This is a genomic window from Halorussus lipolyticus, from assembly GCF_029338375.1.
In the GTDB taxonomy this organism is placed as follows: Archaea; Halobacteriota; Halobacteria; order Halobacteriales; family Haladaptataceae; genus Halorussus; species Halorussus lipolyticus.
In genome coordinates, this window is sequence record NZ_CP119804.1 from 2,963,933 (window position 1) to 2,977,963 (window position 14,031).

17 protein-coding genes are annotated in these 14,031 nt (G+C 63.8%); 13 read left to right on the forward strand and 4 right to left on the reverse strand.

All coding sequences use genetic code 11. The annotated features are described in order from the left end of the window. Positions 1-17: 17 nt before the first annotated feature. Both rpoA2 and P2T57_RS14865 read left to right on the forward strand, forming a co-directional pair. Complete coding sequence (gene rpoA2, locus P2T57_RS14860; protein ID WP_276299994.1) at positions 18-1,217, forward strand: DNA-directed RNA polymerase subunit A''; 1,200 nt, start codon at positions 18-20, stop codon at positions 1,215-1,217. Positions 1,218-1,219: 2 nt separating this feature from the next. Then, positions 1,220-1,657: a NusA-like transcription termination signal-binding factor gene (locus P2T57_RS14865; RefSeq protein WP_276299995.1), complete on the forward strand. Its 438-nt coding sequence runs from the start codon at positions 1,220-1,222 to the stop codon at positions 1,655-1,657. On the opposite strand, the gene P2T57_RS14870 is transcribed toward P2T57_RS14865, so the two are convergent. Further along, positions 1,627-1,806 carry a hypothetical protein gene (locus P2T57_RS14870; RefSeq protein WP_276299996.1) on the reverse strand — a complete coding sequence of 60 codons (180 nt, stop codon included), beginning with the start codon at positions 1,804-1,806 and terminating at the stop codon, positions 1,627-1,629. The two genes, P2T57_RS14865 and P2T57_RS14870, sit on opposite strands and share 31 nt — an antisense overlap. A gap of 159 nt (positions 1,807-1,965) precedes the next feature. On the opposite strand from P2T57_RS14870, the gene P2T57_RS14875 reads away from it, so the two are divergent. From P2T57_RS14875 to P2T57_RS14885, 3 genes are all read left to right on the forward strand, one after another. Further along, positions 1,966-2,394 carry a 30S ribosomal protein S12 gene (locus P2T57_RS14875; RefSeq protein ID WP_115794757.1) on the forward strand — a complete coding sequence of 143 codons (429 nt, stop codon included), beginning with the start codon at positions 1,966-1,968 and terminating at the stop codon, positions 2,392-2,394. 2 nt (positions 2,395-2,396) lie between these two features. Continuing rightward, positions 2,397-3,014, forward strand: a complete 618-nt coding sequence (locus P2T57_RS14880) for a 30S ribosomal protein S7 (RefSeq protein ID WP_276299997.1) — start codon at positions 2,397-2,399, stop codon at positions 3,012-3,014. A 135-nt stretch (positions 3,015-3,149) separates the two neighbouring features. Beyond that, a complete protein-coding gene (locus P2T57_RS14885; RefSeq protein WP_276299998.1) occupies positions 3,150-4,532 on the forward strand; it encodes a PQQ-dependent sugar dehydrogenase in 1,383 nt (460 codons plus the stop codon). 93 nt (positions 4,533-4,625) lie between these two features. Here P2T57_RS14885 and P2T57_RS14890 read toward each other — a convergent pair whose 3' ends face one another. After that, the gene (locus P2T57_RS14890) at positions 4,626-4,955 is read right to left on the reverse strand and encodes a cupin domain-containing protein (protein WP_276299999.1); all 330 of its coding nucleotides are present in this window, start codon (positions 4,953-4,955) and stop codon (positions 4,626-4,628) included. A 606-nt stretch (positions 4,956-5,561) separates the two neighbouring features. Here P2T57_RS14890 and P2T57_RS14895 point away from each other — a divergent pair. Beyond that, entirely contained in the window at positions 5,562-5,786 is a 225-nt protein-coding gene (locus P2T57_RS14895; RefSeq protein WP_276300000.1) for a hypothetical protein, read from the forward strand. Between the two features lie 8 nt (positions 5,787-5,794). Here the strand turns inward: P2T57_RS14895 and P2T57_RS14900 are convergent, their stop codons facing one another. After that, positions 5,795-6,565, reverse strand: a complete 771-nt coding sequence (locus P2T57_RS14900) for a DUF5781 family protein (RefSeq protein WP_276300001.1) — start codon at positions 6,563-6,565, stop codon at positions 5,795-5,797. A gap of 199 nt (positions 6,566-6,764) precedes the next feature. On the opposite strand from P2T57_RS14900, the gene P2T57_RS14905 reads away from it, so the two are divergent. Further along, positions 6,765-8,951, forward strand: a complete 2,187-nt coding sequence (locus P2T57_RS14905) for an elongation factor EF-2 (RefSeq protein WP_276300002.1) — start codon at positions 6,765-6,767, stop codon at positions 8,949-8,951. A 125-nt stretch (positions 8,952-9,076) separates the two neighbouring features. Next, positions 9,077-9,214 (forward strand): hypothetical protein, encoded by a 138-nt coding sequence (locus tag P2T57_RS14910; RefSeq protein ID WP_276300003.1) that lies wholly within the window; start codon positions 9,077-9,079, stop codon positions 9,212-9,214. 230 nt (positions 9,215-9,444) lie between these two features. On the opposite strand, the gene P2T57_RS14915 is transcribed toward P2T57_RS14910, so the two are convergent. Beyond that, positions 9,445-9,603 (reverse strand): hypothetical protein, encoded by a 159-nt coding sequence (locus P2T57_RS14915; RefSeq protein WP_276300004.1) that lies wholly within the window; start codon positions 9,601-9,603, stop codon positions 9,445-9,447. 178 nt (positions 9,604-9,781) lie between these two features. Between P2T57_RS14915 and P2T57_RS14920 the strand changes: the two genes are divergently transcribed. The 5 genes from P2T57_RS14920 (at position 9,782) to rpsJ (ending at position 13,975) form a co-directional block, all read left to right on the forward strand. After that, a complete protein-coding gene (locus tag P2T57_RS14920; protein WP_276300005.1) occupies positions 9,782-10,552 on the forward strand; it encodes a hypothetical protein in 771 nt (256 codons plus the stop codon). An 82-nt stretch (positions 10,553-10,634) separates the two neighbouring features. Further along, positions 10,635-11,177, forward strand: coding sequence for an amino acid-binding protein (locus tag P2T57_RS14925; RefSeq protein ID WP_276300006.1), 543 nt, complete (start codon positions 10,635-10,637; stop codon positions 11,175-11,177). Continuing rightward, positions 11,174-12,112: a homoserine dehydrogenase gene (locus tag P2T57_RS14930; RefSeq protein WP_276300007.1), complete on the forward strand. Its 939-nt coding sequence runs from the start codon at positions 11,174-11,176 to the stop codon at positions 12,110-12,112. Before P2T57_RS14925 ends, P2T57_RS14930 begins: the two co-directional genes overlap by 4 nt. 282 nt (positions 12,113-12,394) lie before the next feature. Beyond that, positions 12,395-13,663 (forward strand): translation elongation factor EF-1 subunit alpha, encoded by a 1,269-nt coding sequence (gene tuf, locus P2T57_RS14935; RefSeq protein WP_276300008.1) that lies wholly within the window; start codon positions 12,395-12,397, stop codon positions 13,661-13,663. A gap of 3 nt (positions 13,664-13,666) precedes the next feature. Next, positions 13,667-13,975: a 30S ribosomal protein S10 gene (rpsJ, locus tag P2T57_RS14940; RefSeq protein WP_115864703.1), complete on the forward strand. Its 309-nt coding sequence runs from the start codon at positions 13,667-13,669 to the stop codon at positions 13,973-13,975. The last annotated feature ends 56 nt before the right edge of the window (positions 13,976-14,031 follow it).

Genomic DNA, 14,031 nt, shown 5'->3' on the forward strand with positions numbered 1-14,031 from the left:
TCGTTCCCACGCCATACATGACAGATTACGACGTATCCGAGGACATCGAGGCCGTCGTCGAGGACACCGACCTCCCCCGACGGCTGAAAGACGAAGTGTACAGCACGGTGGAAGCCCGCGACGGCGTCACCGCCGAGCAGGCCGACCAAATCGCCCGCGCGGTCGAGACGCGGTATCTCGATACTCGCGTGGACCCGCTCGACCCGGTGGGAACCGTCTCCGCCCAGAGTATCGGGGAGCCGGGAACCCAGATGACGATGAACACCTTCCACTACGCGGGTGTCGCAGAAATCGACGTGACGCAGGGTCTGCCCCGACTCATCGAGTTGGTGGACGCCCGCAAGACCCCCGACACGCCGATGATGACGGTCCATCTCGAAGACGAGTACGCCGTGGACCGCGAGAAGGCCCACGAGGTCGTCTGGCAAATCGAGGCCACCAAAATCCTCGCCTTGGGTGACATCTCGACCAATGTCGCCGACATGATAGTCTCCATCGACCTCAACGAGGACACCCTCAAAGAGCGGATGATTACCCCCGACGAGATTTCGGGCATCATCGAGGACGAACTCGGCGTCCAGACCACCCAGAAGGGTGCAGTCATCGAGTTCGGTCCCGAACAGCCGAGTTACCGCGAACTCCTCCAGTTGGTCGAGCAACTGCGCGAAATCGTCTTCAAGGGCATCGAGGACATCACGCGCGTCGTCATCCGCAAGGAGCAACTTGAGGAGGGCGAGGAGTTCGTCCTCTACACCGAGGGGTCGGCGTTCGGCGACGTGATGGAAATCGAGGGCGTGGACGCCTCCCGGACCACCACGAACAACATCCACGAGATTCACAAGAACCTCGGCATCGAGGCGGCCCGCGAGTCCATCATCGAGGAGACGATGAACACCCTCGAAGAACAGGGCCTTGACGACGTGAACGTCCGCCACCTGATGTTGGTCGCCGACATCATGACCAACAACGGCGAAATCGAGTCCATCGGTCGCCACGGTATCTCCGGGAGCAAGGAGTCCGTCCTCGCGCGTGCGGCGTTCGAGGTCACGGTCAACCACCTGCTCGACGCCGCCATCCACGGCGAGGTGGACGACCTCAACGGCGTCACCGAGAACGTCATCGTCGGCAAGCCCATCAAACTCGGGACCGGGGACGTTGACCTCCGGATGGGTTCGATGGCCGGCGAGGCCGACGCCGAACCCGAGGCCTCCGACTGAGCATGGTGGTCACGCTCTCGGATACAGCGCGCCAGTTCATCGCCCTCTTCGAGGACGAGACCGGTGCGACCGCCCGCGACTGCGTGGTCTTCGAGGACGGCGACGACGGCGACGAGCGCGTGGTCTTCCTCGTCAAGCCCGGCGACATGGCCAAGGCCATCGGGTCGGGCGGCGAGACGGTCCGGAAACTCGAAGCCGAACTGGACCGGGACGTGATGCTGGTCGAGGACGCCGACACGCCCGAGGCGTTCGTCGCCAACGCGCTCGCCCCGGCGGCGGTGTACAACGTCACCGTCAGCGAGGACGACGAAACCATCGCCTACGCCGAGGTCGATTCCGACGACACCGGCATCGCCATCGGCGAGGGCGGACGCAATATCGCGGCCGCCGAGAAGCTAGCCAAGCGCCACTACGACATCGACGACATCCAACTGACGTAGCGGTCGGGGTCGGTCCGACCGCGATGAGGTTTCCGGGGTTCGACGCCGCTCGGGGTTCCGGGGTCTAATTTTCGCGTCGCTCTTTCCTCGGTCTCCTCGTGTTCGGCCGAACCGCGTTCCGCGCTTCGCTCCGGTTCGTTTCCGGCCACGAGCGAATCTCCTGACCGAACCGAACCTAAGCGGCGCTCACAGCGTTTCGCTGAAACTCGCTCAGATTCCCTAATCGCCCCCGCTTGAGCGATTTGCGCCGGTAACGACCGTCTGGAAAGAGGGAGGCTTAAGTATCTCGGACGGATAGCCCACAGCATATGGCGAACGGCAAGTACGCAGCGCGGAAGCTCAGGAAGGACCGCCAGAATCACCGGTGGTCTGACTCCGATTACGCCCGACGCGAGCGTGGCCTCGGGGAGAAGTCCGACCCCCTCGAAGGCGCGCCGCAGGGCCGTGGCATCGTTCTCGAAAAGGTGGGCATCGAGGCCAAACAGCCCAACTCGGCGATTCGGAAGTGCGTCCGAGTTCAACTCATCAAGAACGGCAAGCAAGTGACCGCCTTCTGCCCCGGCGACGGTGCAATCTCGTTCATCGACGAACACGACGAGGTCACCATCGCGGGCATCGGCGGTGCGAAGGGTCGTGCGATGGGCGACCTCTCCGGTGTCAACTACAAGGTAGAGAAGGTCAACGGCGTGAGCCTCGAAGAACTAGTTCGCGGAAACGCTGAGAAGCCGGTGCGTTAAACATGGCAGCAGAAGACCAACCCGACCCCGAGAAACCCGCGGGCACGGACGAGGACGGAGCGGCCGCCGCCGACCTGTTCGGCGAGTGGGACATCACGAACATCGAGTACGCCGACCCCTCGACCGAGCGTTACATCACGGTCACGCCGGTCGCTCACACGATGGGTCGCCACGCCTCCAAGCAGTTCCGCAAGAGCGAGGTGTCCATCGTCGAGCGTCTCATCAACCGCCTGATGCAGACCGAGGAGAACACGGGCAAGAAGCAGAAGACGATGCGCATCACCCGTGAGGCCTTCGAGAAGATTCACGACCGCACCGACGAGAACCCGGTGCAGGTCCTCGTCACCGCCGTCGAGAACGCGGCCCCCCGAGAGGAGACCGTCCGCCTGAAGTACGGTGGCATCTCCGTCCCGAAGGCCGTGGACGTGGCACCCCAGCGCCGCGTGGACCAAGCCCTCAAGTTCATCGCCGAGGGCGTCCACAGCGCCTCGTTCAAGACCTCGACCGACGCCTCCGAGGCACTGGCCAGCCAACTCATCGGCGCGGCCGACTACGACGTTCAGACCTACGCCATCAACCAGAAAGAAGAGAAAGAGCGCGTCGCGGCCGCGGCCCGCTAACTCTCGATTTCTCCGCTTTCGACGCTCTCGCTTCCGAACAGTCGCTACTCTCCTCCGGGTAATCTGGCAGTTCCGTCGGAAGTCTGCCACGTCACAAACCGATATTTTTAGGTTGGCCTAAAATCACGCTCGGGTATGGACGAAAACGCTGTCGGCCGGACGCGCCGACGATTTCTCGCGGGCGTCGGTGCGGTCGGCGCGGCCGGATTCGCGGGGTGCGGGCGATTGGCCGAGCGCGAACTGCGACCGGAGTACGAACTCAACCACACCGCCGAGGACTGGTCTCGCTACGACCCCGAGTGGGACGGGCCGACGAACTCGCCGCTGTCGGTCTCGCTGGAACCCGAGGTGTTGGTCGAGAATCTGGAGATTCCGTGGGACCTCGCGTTCGCGCCGACCGGCGAGTTGTTCCTGACCGAGCGAACCGGGCGCATCCGGCGCTTCGATGTCGAGGGCAGTGGTCTCGAAACGATTGGCAAACCTGCTTCCGTCATCGACGCCGAGGCCATGGCTCCGGGTCCCGACGACAAACCGTTCTGGGAAACGTGGTTCGTGGAGGGCGGCGAGGGCGGCATGCTCGGCGTCGCGGTCCACCCCAAGTACCCCGAGGCCTCGTACATCTACGCCTACTTCACGGCGGAGACGGAGGGCGGCGGGAAGGAGAACCGCGTCGTCCGGTACGACGTGGACGCCGAGGACCCGACCGAGACCGGCGAAATCGTCGTGGACGGGATTCCGGCCGGCGGAGTCCACAACGGCGGGCGCATCGCGTTCGGTCCGGACAACTACCTCTGGATTACCACCGGCGAGGCCGGACAGGGGGACCTCGCACAGGACACCTCGTCGCTCGCGGGGAGCGTCCTCCGGGTGAACACCGTCGGCGACCCCGCAGACGACAACCCCGACCTGCCCGGCGACGACGCCGACGACCGAATCTACACTTACGGGCATCGCAACCCCCAGTGCATCACGTGGCTTCCCGACGCCACGCCCGTCGTCACCGAACACGGTCCCGACGGTCACGACGAGGTGAACGTGCTGGAACCCGGCGCGAACTACGGGTGGCCCGAGGCCCGAACCGAATCGGAGTACAGGGGAAGCGACTTCCATCGCCCGGTGGTGAACACGCCGGAATCGTGGGGACCCTGCGGTGGCGTCTTCTACACCGGCGACGCGATTCCGGCGTGGCGCAATCGACTGGTCTTCGGGTCGCTCATCGGCCAGCGAATCAACGTGGTCACGCTGGCCGAGGAGGCCGGAGACCTTCCACCGGTCGAGGACGCGGGCGAGGGCGAGACCCGCGGGATGCGCTTCGACGCCGATTGGCTCGATTCGGACTACGCCGCGACAGCGCACTGGACGCTGACCGACGTGCTTGGCCGGGTGCGTCACGTCGAGCAGGGACCGGACGGCCACCTCTACGCCATCACGTCGAATCGAGACGGCAGACCGAAGGGCGACACCTTCCCGCGACAGCGCGACGACGTGCTGGTTCGGCTTCGACCGCGGAGCGAGTGACCTCGCTTTCTGCGGTTTTTAAATATATTTCTGTTTCCTAAAAATAGGAAATTGTTTCTCTACAGCTTCGTTTCCTGTCTCCGGCGTCGGTCGTTACTCGCCGTCGGACGCCCCGACGAGGACGAATTTGCTCTCGGCGTCGCCGTTGTGAATCTGGCGCGTGGCGTCGGCCGGGATGCGCAGGGCCTCGCCCGCTTCGAGGTGTACGTCTTCGCCCTCGACAGTGACGGTGGCCTCGCCTTCGAGGAGGACGTAGACCTCCTCCTGACCATCGTCGGCGTGGTCGTGTTCCTTGCCGGTCCATCCGGGGTCGGCGTCGAGGACGGTCACGCCGAGTTTCTCGCAGTCGAGGGGGTCCCGGAGGAAGCGCATGCCGTCGGCTATCGGGTCCACGTCTCTGGTGTTGACCTTGCTGTAGGACATCGTGGGGTGTACGACGGGAGGGGTGTTTAGTGTGGTGTCGGGCTAGGGAATCTCGATTTTGCGCTATCCTTGCTCGGGCGCTCTCTCGACATAACTGCAACCGCAAACAGCAGAATCGGAGTAACGTTGTCCACTGAAGCCCCCGCCCGCTCGCGGTCGCTGTGGCGGATATTCGCGGCTCTCCGCACTGGAAGACAAACTGCGTCTTCCAAGCCATCGCCTCACTCCGTTCGGCGAGACACCACCCGCCGCGAATAGAACCGCCACAGCGACCAAGCCCTTCGGGCGCGACCGGGCGGCCCCTTCATCCTCCCGTGGTGGACTGTTTCGTCGGGCGTTTGCCGGTGGAACGGGGCACCGAGCGCGGGCCTCACGCCTCCCCAACCTCCTGCGCTTCTCGCTTCGTCGTCCGAGAGCGAGGCTCTCGTGATCACGAAAATCTCCGATTTTCGAACGACTCCGATGCTCGTCCCTCGCGCGAGATGGCACGACACGAGGTCGCGCCCGCACGCGCCTGAGTGAAACATTAATCGAGCGAAATATCGACCTGCGGAGTCGCTGAGGCCCACATCTTTGAAGTGGCTGGCGTCGGCAGACCCTCCCGTCATGGACGAAGCACTCGAAGTCGTCGATTTGCTGGCGGATTCGGGTCTCGAAGGCGTCGTGACGTGGTTCCTGCGACTCGTCGGGTTGGTCGTAGTCCTCGCAGGCGTCGGTCTGTGGCTGTTCACCGAGATGGGCCTGCTGATACTCCCGGCGGCGCTGATAGTCGTCGGTCTCGTCCTGTTGGTCGCGCCGAGCGTCCTGCTTGCGTTGGCCGAGTTGGCGTAGACCGGTAATCAGTCCGCCGCCTGTTCTCCGCCGCCGACCGCGAACTCTCTGGTCGCTTCGACCAGCGAGCGGCGGTACTCGCTCTCGTCGGGGTCCGGACCGAGGGATTTGAAGCGGTGTTTGAACTCGGCTAGACTGACCTCGGGGGCGTCGTTGGCGGCGGCGTGGGCGAGGTCGTAGAGTCGGTGGTCCGACTCCACGAGGCCGTGGCGCTCGACCAGCGCGAGGGCGAACGCGGCGTTGACCGCGGTCATCTCGGGGTCGGAGGTGCTGGTCAGGCGCAGTCCGTCGCGCTCCCGACTCGCCCCCTCGCGTTCCCCGGTCGGTTGGTCGGCCACCGCGGCCGCCAGTTCGGATTCGAGGAAGGAGACGAGTTTGTGGGTCGGACCCACCCGGAGGGTGATGTCGTCGGCGTAGATGTCCTTCATGTGATTGGCGATTTGATAGCAGTGGGTCACGCGCCGACGCTCGACCGATTTCCCGGCCAGCGCGAGAAACAGAACCTCCTCGGTCGATTGGGTGTGGGAGGGGTGGGCCTCCTCGTGACGGGCCATGTGTGCGAACTCGTGTAAGGCGAGTTCGCGGGCCATCACGCTGGTCGCGGCCTGCCGGGAGATGTTCAGCACGTGGTCGTCGGGGTGGGCGGTCCACGTCCGCTCGTCGGGGTTCTCCCGGATGCGGACGTGAACCGGCGAGTCGAGGTCGTACTCGGTCTCGAACAGGTCGCGGGCGCGGAGGAAGGGCGCTGTCGGACCCGGACCGTGGACGTGAACCTCCATGCGTACCCTTACCAAGGCTTCGTCCGGTATGACTCTTGCGTTGGTTGGGTGGCGTTGCCGGTGCCTGACCGAGACGCCGATTCGTTCAGGCAGTCCGAACTCGACTTAATTTCGAGCGTATCGTCCACGGTATTCCCTCACACGGTCTCTCGCGGCGAAACACTACGCTTTTCAACTTCCTTCGGGTAGAAGACCCATAATGGGAAGACGAAAGAAGATCGTCGAACAGTGTGAGCGACTGATGGACAAACCGGAGAACATCCGGAACATCGCTATCGCCGCACACGTCGACCACGGTAAGACGACCCTGACCGACAACCTGCTGGCCGGTGCCGGCATGATTGCCGACCAGGGCGAGGCAACGCAACTGATGATGGACACCGAGGAGGACGAGCAGGAACGCGGCATCACCATCGACGCCGCGAACGTGTCCATGACTCACGAGTACGAGGACACCAACCACCTCATCAACCTCATCGACACGCCGGGCCACGTGGACTTCGGTGGCGACGTGACCCGAGCGATGCGCGCCGTCGACGGTGCGCTCGTGGTCGTGGACGCTGTCGAGGGCGCGATGCCCCAGACCGAGACCGTCCTGCGACAGGCGCTCCGCGAGGGCGTCAAGCCGACCCTGTTCATCAACAAGGTCGACCGCCTCATCTCCGAGCTTCAGGAAGGTCCCGAGGAGATGCAACGCCGTCTCCTCAACGTCATCGACGACGTGAACGAGCTGATTCGCGGCATGACCGAGGAGATGGACGACGTCGAGGACTGGACGGTCTCCGTCGAGGAGGGCACCGTCGGCTTCGGGTCCGCCCTCTACAAGTGGGGCGTCTCGATGCCCTCGATGCAACGCACCGGCATGGACTTCGGCGACATCATGGAACTCGAGCGCGCCGACAAGCGCCAAGAGCTTCACGAGCGCACGCCGCTGTCGGACGTCGTCCTCGACATGGTGTGTGAGCACTTCCCGAACCCCATCGACGCTCAGCCCCGTCGTATCCCGCGTATCTGGCGCGGTGACGACGAGTCCGACCTCGCCGAGGGCATGCGCCTCGTGGACGAGGACGGCGAAGTCGTCCTGATGGTCACCGACATCGGTATCGACCCTCACGCCGGCGAAATCGCCGCGGGTCGTGTCTTCTCCGGCACGCTGGAGAAGGGCCAAGAACTCTACGTCTCCGGGACTGCGGGCAAGAACCGCGTCCAGAGCGTCGGCATCTACATGGGTGGCGAGCGCGAGGAGGTCGAGCGAGTACCTGCCGGTAACATCGCGGCCGTCACCGGTCTCAAGGACGCCATCGCGGGTTCGACCGTCTCCAGCGTCGAGATGACTCCCTTCGAGTCCATCGAACACATCTCGGAGCCGGTCATCACGAAGTCCGTCGAGGCCAAGAACATGGACGACCTGCCGAAGCTCATCGAGACGCTCCGACAGGTCTCCAAAGAGGACCCGACCATCCAGATCGAAATCAACGAGGACACGGGCGAACACCTCATCTCCGGACAGGGTGAGCTTCACCTCGAAGTTATCACTCAGCGTATCGAGCGCAATCAGGGCATCCCGGTCAACACCGGTGAACCCATCGTCGTCTTCCGGGAAGCCATCCGGGAGCCGACCCAAGTCATCGAGGGCATCTCGCCGAACCGCCACAACCGGTTCTACCTCGAGGCCCGCCCGCTCTCCGAGGACATCATCGAGAAAATCAAGCTCGGCGACGTCTCGATGGACATGCCCGAGCAGGAGCGCCGTGAGGCGCTTCAGGAAGCCGGCATGGACAAGGACCTCTCGCAGAACGTCGAGCACATCCACGGGACCAACATCCTCATCGACGACACGAAGGGTATCCAGCACCTGAACGAGACGATGGAACTCGTCATCGAGGGTCTCGAGGAGGCCCTCGACGACGGTCCGCTCGCTGGCGAACCCGTGCAGGGAACCCTCCTGCGACTCGAAGACGCCAAGCTTCACGAGGACACCATCCACCGTGGTCCGGCGCAGGTCATCCCTGCGGTCCGCAACGCGGTCCACAACTCCCTCGTGCAGGGGAAGGTCGCGCTGATGGAGCCGATGCAGGACGTTCGCATCGACGTGCCCAACGAGTACATGGGTGCCGCCTCCGGCGAGATTCAGGGTCGCCGTGGCCGCGTGGACGACATGTACCAAGAGGGCGACCTCATGGTCGTCGAAGGCATCGCGCCGGTTGACGAGATGATTGGCTTCTCGTCGGACATCCGGAGCGCCACCGAGGGTCGCGCGTCGTGGAACACCGAGAACGCCGGCTTCGAGGTCATGGCCGACAATCTCCAGACCGAGACCATCATGGAGATTCGAGAGCGCAAGGGCATGAAGCTCGAACTGCCGGAAGCCATCGACTACTTCTAATCTCTCTCGCCGTCTTTCGTTTTCACCGCGTTCAGGCTCAGCCTGTGGCTCGTCCGGCCCTGCCTACGACCGACGTAGGCGGTGTATAACCAAGCCACTCGTTACCATACGTTGGGGCGAGAGCCATGCTTCCCTTCGTCGTCCTCGTCTGGGTCGGTATCGTCATCCTCCTGTGGGTCGGCATCGTCGCAGGAGTCTGGGCGCTCGTGTCCGCCAGCGGCGAGTACGGGCCGGAGGTCTCGAAGGTCCCCGCCAAGGAGTGACCGCACCGCTGGTCGGTGTCGTCGTTTCGGCCGCAGATACTCGTCCGCATAGCGACGGTTTGGCGGTTCGGGGACCGCTCGTCGGTACTGTACAGATACTCAGGTGGGAGTGACCGAGCGCGTCCTCGCTACCGGTACAGGATGTGCTACGAACAACTTGTATCTGCCTTTAGTAACTGATTTTATTTCTTTTACGATTATAAATATTTCCTAATACCGGTCGTCCTCGGCTACCGCTTCCCGCGGAGGACAACCTCGGCCTCGCAGACCGGGCAGGTAGAACGCTCGCTGGCGTCGAATACCGTGTCGCAGAACGCGCAGGCGTGTTCGGTCGCTTCGCCACGTTCGTTCGAGGTGCGAGTTCGGGTCATCGCCTCGTGAACCATCACGCTCGCTCCCGATTTGGTTATACGCCGGCTAGATAGTTGTTAACAGCTACCATAATCAGGGTTTTTGTGCCCTACCTCGTCGCGGGTCGGGGATTCACCGCGAGACGTGAAAGATAAACGCACCGCCATCAAATATTTACAATCAGAATTTTCTAGAAAGAATGTGGCCTCCCCAGACATGAACCGAAGAAGCTTCCTCAAATCGGTCGGTACCGGCTCTGTCGCATCGTTCACGGTCGGCGCGACCGCCAGCACCGCGTCTGCGGCGTCCCGCGAGTGGATAAACTCCTTCGAGTACGGCGACCCGAGCGCCTACGACTCGGTGAACGTCGAGATTTACAAGCCCACCTACGTCGATTCGAAGCATCGCTACTGGGCGCGACTCGGCGCGCAGGACGTGTTCGGGCAGGCTACCGACAACGGCTACATCTCGGGCTACGAGATTACCGAGTGGAACATCGACTTCTCGGTGGACTGTGACGGCGACATCCTCACCCAATGGGACGACTACCGGACGAATGAAGGTTGGACCGCCGACGGGTCGCACTTCCTCGCGGTCAACTGCGGCGGGAGTCCCGCCGGCAAGGCCAGCGCAGGCGACGCGTGGAAGACCGACCGGTCGTGCTACGCCAAGACCTACGGCAACGACAAGGACAAACTCGCGTTCAAGCACACCTCGGCCCACGAGATGCTCCACAATCACCTATCGAGTCTGGCGTGTAGCGAGGTCCAGTCGCTGACCGGTCCCGACAACTCCGAACACTCGCTGGGCGACGTGTTCTCCATCGACGGCCAAGACCTCGAAACCCCGATGGCCGGCAAGAACCACTGGGCCGACGGCGACTGTGCCTACTACGGCGATACCTACGACGGTCGGACGATGGAACTCTCGCCGTGTACCCAACAGGCGCTCGAAGACAGCGCCGAACACTGGGACAACCAGCACTGACGACCCTGAGGTCACTTTTTCGCTCGGCCAGTATTGCGACCGACTGAAGCCTTATGCCTGCCCGCGAGTGAGAGGATAGGCAATGAGTGACGACGCGAGTTCTTCGGAAGTGCAGGCGTACACGGTCCGTCTCGAACTGGTGGACGAACCCGGCGAACTGCTGTCCGCGCTCGAACCCATCGCCGAGAACGGCGGCAACCTGCTGTCGGTGTTCCACGAGCGCGGGTCGGTGACGCCCCGAGGACACATCCCAGTTGAGGTGGACCTCGAATGCCCACAGGACCGGTTCGACGCGCTGGTCTCGGACTTGCGGGACGCGGGCGTCAACGTGATTCGGGCCGGCGCAGAGCGATACGGCGAGGAGGTCACGGTTCTCCTCGTGGGTCACGTCATCGAGACCGACTTCTCGGAGACGCTCTCGTTCATCGAGGACAACGCCGAGGCCTCGGTCGCCGACGTGTCCCTGTCCGCGCCCGGCGGCACGAGCGAAGTCGCCAGCGCCCGCCTCCGGTTGGCGGCCGAGACCGGCACGACTGGCGAGGTGGTCGGCACGGTCCGCGAGGTGGCAGAGCGGAAGGACTTGCGCGTGGTCGAACCCCTGACGGAGATGGAGGAGTCGGCATGAAGTTGGCAGTGCTGGGCGCTGGCGCAGTCGGGCGGTCTGTCGCCGAGTTGGCGGGCGAGTACGGCCACCGAGTGACTGCGCTCGCGGATTCGACCGGAGCGGTCGTGAACGCCGACGGAATCGACGTGGCGAGCGCGCTCGCCGAGAAAGACGACGAGGACAGCGTGGGAGAATCGGCCCCCGAGGAGGCCCTCGACGCCGAGTACGACGTGTTGGTCGAGGCCACGCCGACGACGCTCGGCGACGCCCAACCCGGATTCGGCCACGTCCGGTCGGCGCTCGAACGCGACCGTCACGTCGTGCTGGCCAACAAGGGACCGGTCGCCGAGCGGTACGCCGACCTCCGGGAACTGGAGCGCGACAGCGAGGGGTCGGTCCGGTTCGAGGCCACGGTCGGCGGCGCGATTCCGGTTCTCTCGACCATCGAGGACTACGGCCCCGATACCATCTCGGCCGCGCGCGGGGTTCTGAACGGGACCGCGAACTTCGTCCTCTCGCGGATGGCCGCCGAGGGACTGGGCTACGAACACGTGCTGGCGGAGGCCCAAGACCTCGGGGTGGCGGAGGCCGACCCCTCTTTCGACGTGAACGGGACCGACGCGGCGCTCAAGTGCGTGATTCTGGCGAACGTGCTGGGCGACCGGGAGTACTCGCTGGACGACGCCGAGGTCGAAGGCATCGCGGAACTGCCGGGCAACGCGCTCGAACTCGCTGGCGAGGACGGCCGGACCGTCCGCCTCATCGGCGAGGCCGGGCCGGATGGCGTCCGAGTCGGACCGCGCCTCGTCCCCGAAAACGGCACGCTGGCGGTCTCGGGCACGCGCAACATCGTCCAACTGGAGACCGACCACGCGGGCCGACTCAACCTGAGCGGCCGGGGCGCGGGCGGGCCGGAGACCGCCACCGCGGTCCTCGCGGACGTGAATCGGCTCTGACCGCGACGGGCGAACTGACGAGTGAACCGACGCGACGGGTAAATCGAACGCCCGGTCGTCCTCGAACGGTGGGTCGTTCCTGATTTTCCTCGCTGAGACTGACACGACCAGTTTGTCGCGTGGGGCGCGTTCCGATTGATTTTTCGTCGCGCGGCCGGAATCATGCGATAGTCTAGCAATAACCGGGGGACGGCGGCGGGGCCGACAGCATAGCGTATCGAAATGGTTTTAACCGCTTCTGCCAAAAGATTCCGACAGAGCGCGTCTGCGCGTGAGATACAAATGAGCGAAGACAAACCGCACCAGAACTTGGCCATCATCGGCCACGTTGACCACGGAAAGAGTACGTTGGTCGGACGACTCCTCTACGAGACGGGGAGCGTACCCGAGCACGTCATCGAACAGCACAAGGAAGAAGCAGAGGAGAAGGGCAAGGGCGGCTTCGAGTTCGCCTACGTCATGGACAACCTCGCCGAGGAGCGAGAGCGTGGTGTCACCATCGACATCGCCCACCAAGAGTTCGACACGGACGACTACTACTTCACCATCGTGGACTGTCCGGGTCACCGCGACTTCGTGAAGAACATGATTACGGGCGCGTCTCAGGCCGACAACGCCGTCCTCGTCGTCGCCGCCGACGACGGTGTTGCGCCTCAGACGCAGGAGCACGTCTTCCTGGCCCGCACCCTCGGCATCGACGAGCTTATCGTCGGTGTCAACAAGATGGACATCGTTGACTACGAGGAGTCCAAGTTCAACGAGGTCGTCGCCGAAGTCGAGGAACTGCTCAAGCAGGTCCAGTTCGGCACCGAGGACGCCAGCTTCATCCCGATTTCGGCCTTCGAGGGCGACAACATCGCCGAGGAGTCCGACAACACGGACTGGTACGACGGCGAGATTCTCCTCGAGGCCCTCAACGGTCTCGAAGAGCCGGAGCCGCCGACGTCCGCGGACCTCCGACTCCCGATTCAGGACGTTTACACGATTTCCGGCATCGGTACCGTCCCCGTCGGACGTATCGAGACGGGTACCCTGAACACGGGCGACAACGTCTCCTTCCAGCCCAGCGACGTGGGTGGCGAGGTCAAGACCATCGAGATGCACCACGAGGAAGTCCCGAAGGCCGAACCCGGTGACAACGTCGGATTCAACGTCCGCGGCATCGGTAAGGACGACATCCGTCGTGGCGACGTCTGTGGTCCCGCCGACGACCCGCCGTCGGTCGCCGAGACCTTCCAGGCCCAGATTGTCGTGATGCAGCACCCGAGCGTCATCACGGACGGTTACACGCCGGTCTTCCACGCCCACACGGCGCAGGTCGCGTGTACCATCGAATCCATCGACAAGAAGATGGACCCCTCGTCGGGTGAGGTCGCCGAGGAGAACCCCGACTTCATCCAGTCCGGCGACGCCGCCGTCGTGACGGTTCGACCGCAGAAGCCGCTCAGCATCGAGCCGTCGTCCGAGATTCCGGAACTCGGTAGCTTCGCCATCCGTGACATGGGTCAGACCATCGCGGCTGGCAAGGTCCTCAGCGTCAACGAGCCATAACGCATGCAGCAAGCACGCGTCCGACTGGCGGGAACCAGTCCCGAAGACCTAGACGACATCTGCGACGATGTCCGCGAAATCGCCAACAAGACCGGCGTTTCGCTCTCGGGACCCATCCCGCTTCCGACCAAGACGCTGGAGGTTCCTACTCGCAAGTCCCCCGACGGTGAGGGGACCGCGACGTGGGAACACTGGGAGATGCGCGTCCACAAACGTCTCATCGACATCGACGCCGACGAGCGCGCACTCCGACAGCTCATGCGGATTCAGGTTCCGAACGACGTGAGCATCGAAATCGTCCTCGAGGACTGAGGAGCCAGACGAGGCCATCGGGCCTCGCTCTGCCCCTGACAGTTCGAGGAAGCACG

Bases quoted from the DNA above. Each gene is read 5' to 3' on its own strand.
- rpoA2 (WP_276299994.1), top strand. From the start codon at position 18: ATGACAGATTACGACGTATCCGAGGACATCGAGGCCGTCGTCGAGGAC.
- P2T57_RS14865 (WP_276299995.1), top strand. From the start codon at position 1,220: ATGGTGGTCACGCTCTCGGATACAGCGCGCCAGTTCATCGCCCTCTTC.
- P2T57_RS14875 (WP_115794757.1), top strand. From the start codon at position 1,966: ATGGCGAACGGCAAGTACGCAGCGCGGAAGCTCAGGAAGGACCGCCAG.
- P2T57_RS14880 (WP_276299997.1), top strand. From the start codon at position 2,397: ATGGCAGCAGAAGACCAACCCGACCCCGAGAAACCCGCGGGCACGGAC.
- P2T57_RS14885 (WP_276299998.1), top strand. From the start codon at position 3,150: ATGGACGAAAACGCTGTCGGCCGGACGCGCCGACGATTTCTCGCGGGC.
- P2T57_RS14890 (WP_276299999.1), bottom strand. From the start codon at position 4,955: ATGTCCTACAGCAAGGTCAACACCAGAGACGTGGACCCGATAGCCGAC.
- P2T57_RS14895 (WP_276300000.1), top strand. From the start codon at position 5,562: ATGGACGAAGCACTCGAAGTCGTCGATTTGCTGGCGGATTCGGGTCTC.
- P2T57_RS14900 (WP_276300001.1), bottom strand. From the start codon at position 6,565: ATGGAGGTTCACGTCCACGGTCCGGGTCCGACAGCGCCCTTCCTCCGC.
- P2T57_RS14905 (WP_276300002.1), top strand. From the start codon at position 6,765: ATGGGAAGACGAAAGAAGATCGTCGAACAGTGTGAGCGACTGATGGAC.
- P2T57_RS14910 (WP_276300003.1), top strand. From the start codon at position 9,077: ATGCTTCCCTTCGTCGTCCTCGTCTGGGTCGGTATCGTCATCCTCCTG.
- P2T57_RS14920 (WP_276300005.1), top strand. From the start codon at position 9,782: ATGAACCGAAGAAGCTTCCTCAAATCGGTCGGTACCGGCTCTGTCGCA.
- P2T57_RS14925 (WP_276300006.1), top strand. From the start codon at position 10,635: ATGAGTGACGACGCGAGTTCTTCGGAAGTGCAGGCGTACACGGTCCGT.
- P2T57_RS14930 (WP_276300007.1), top strand. From the start codon at position 11,174: ATGAAGTTGGCAGTGCTGGGCGCTGGCGCAGTCGGGCGGTCTGTCGCC.
- tuf (WP_276300008.1), top strand. From the start codon at position 12,395: ATGAGCGAAGACAAACCGCACCAGAACTTGGCCATCATCGGCCACGTT.
- rpsJ (WP_115864703.1), top strand. From the start codon at position 13,667: ATGCAGCAAGCACGCGTCCGACTGGCGGGAACCAGTCCCGAAGACCTA.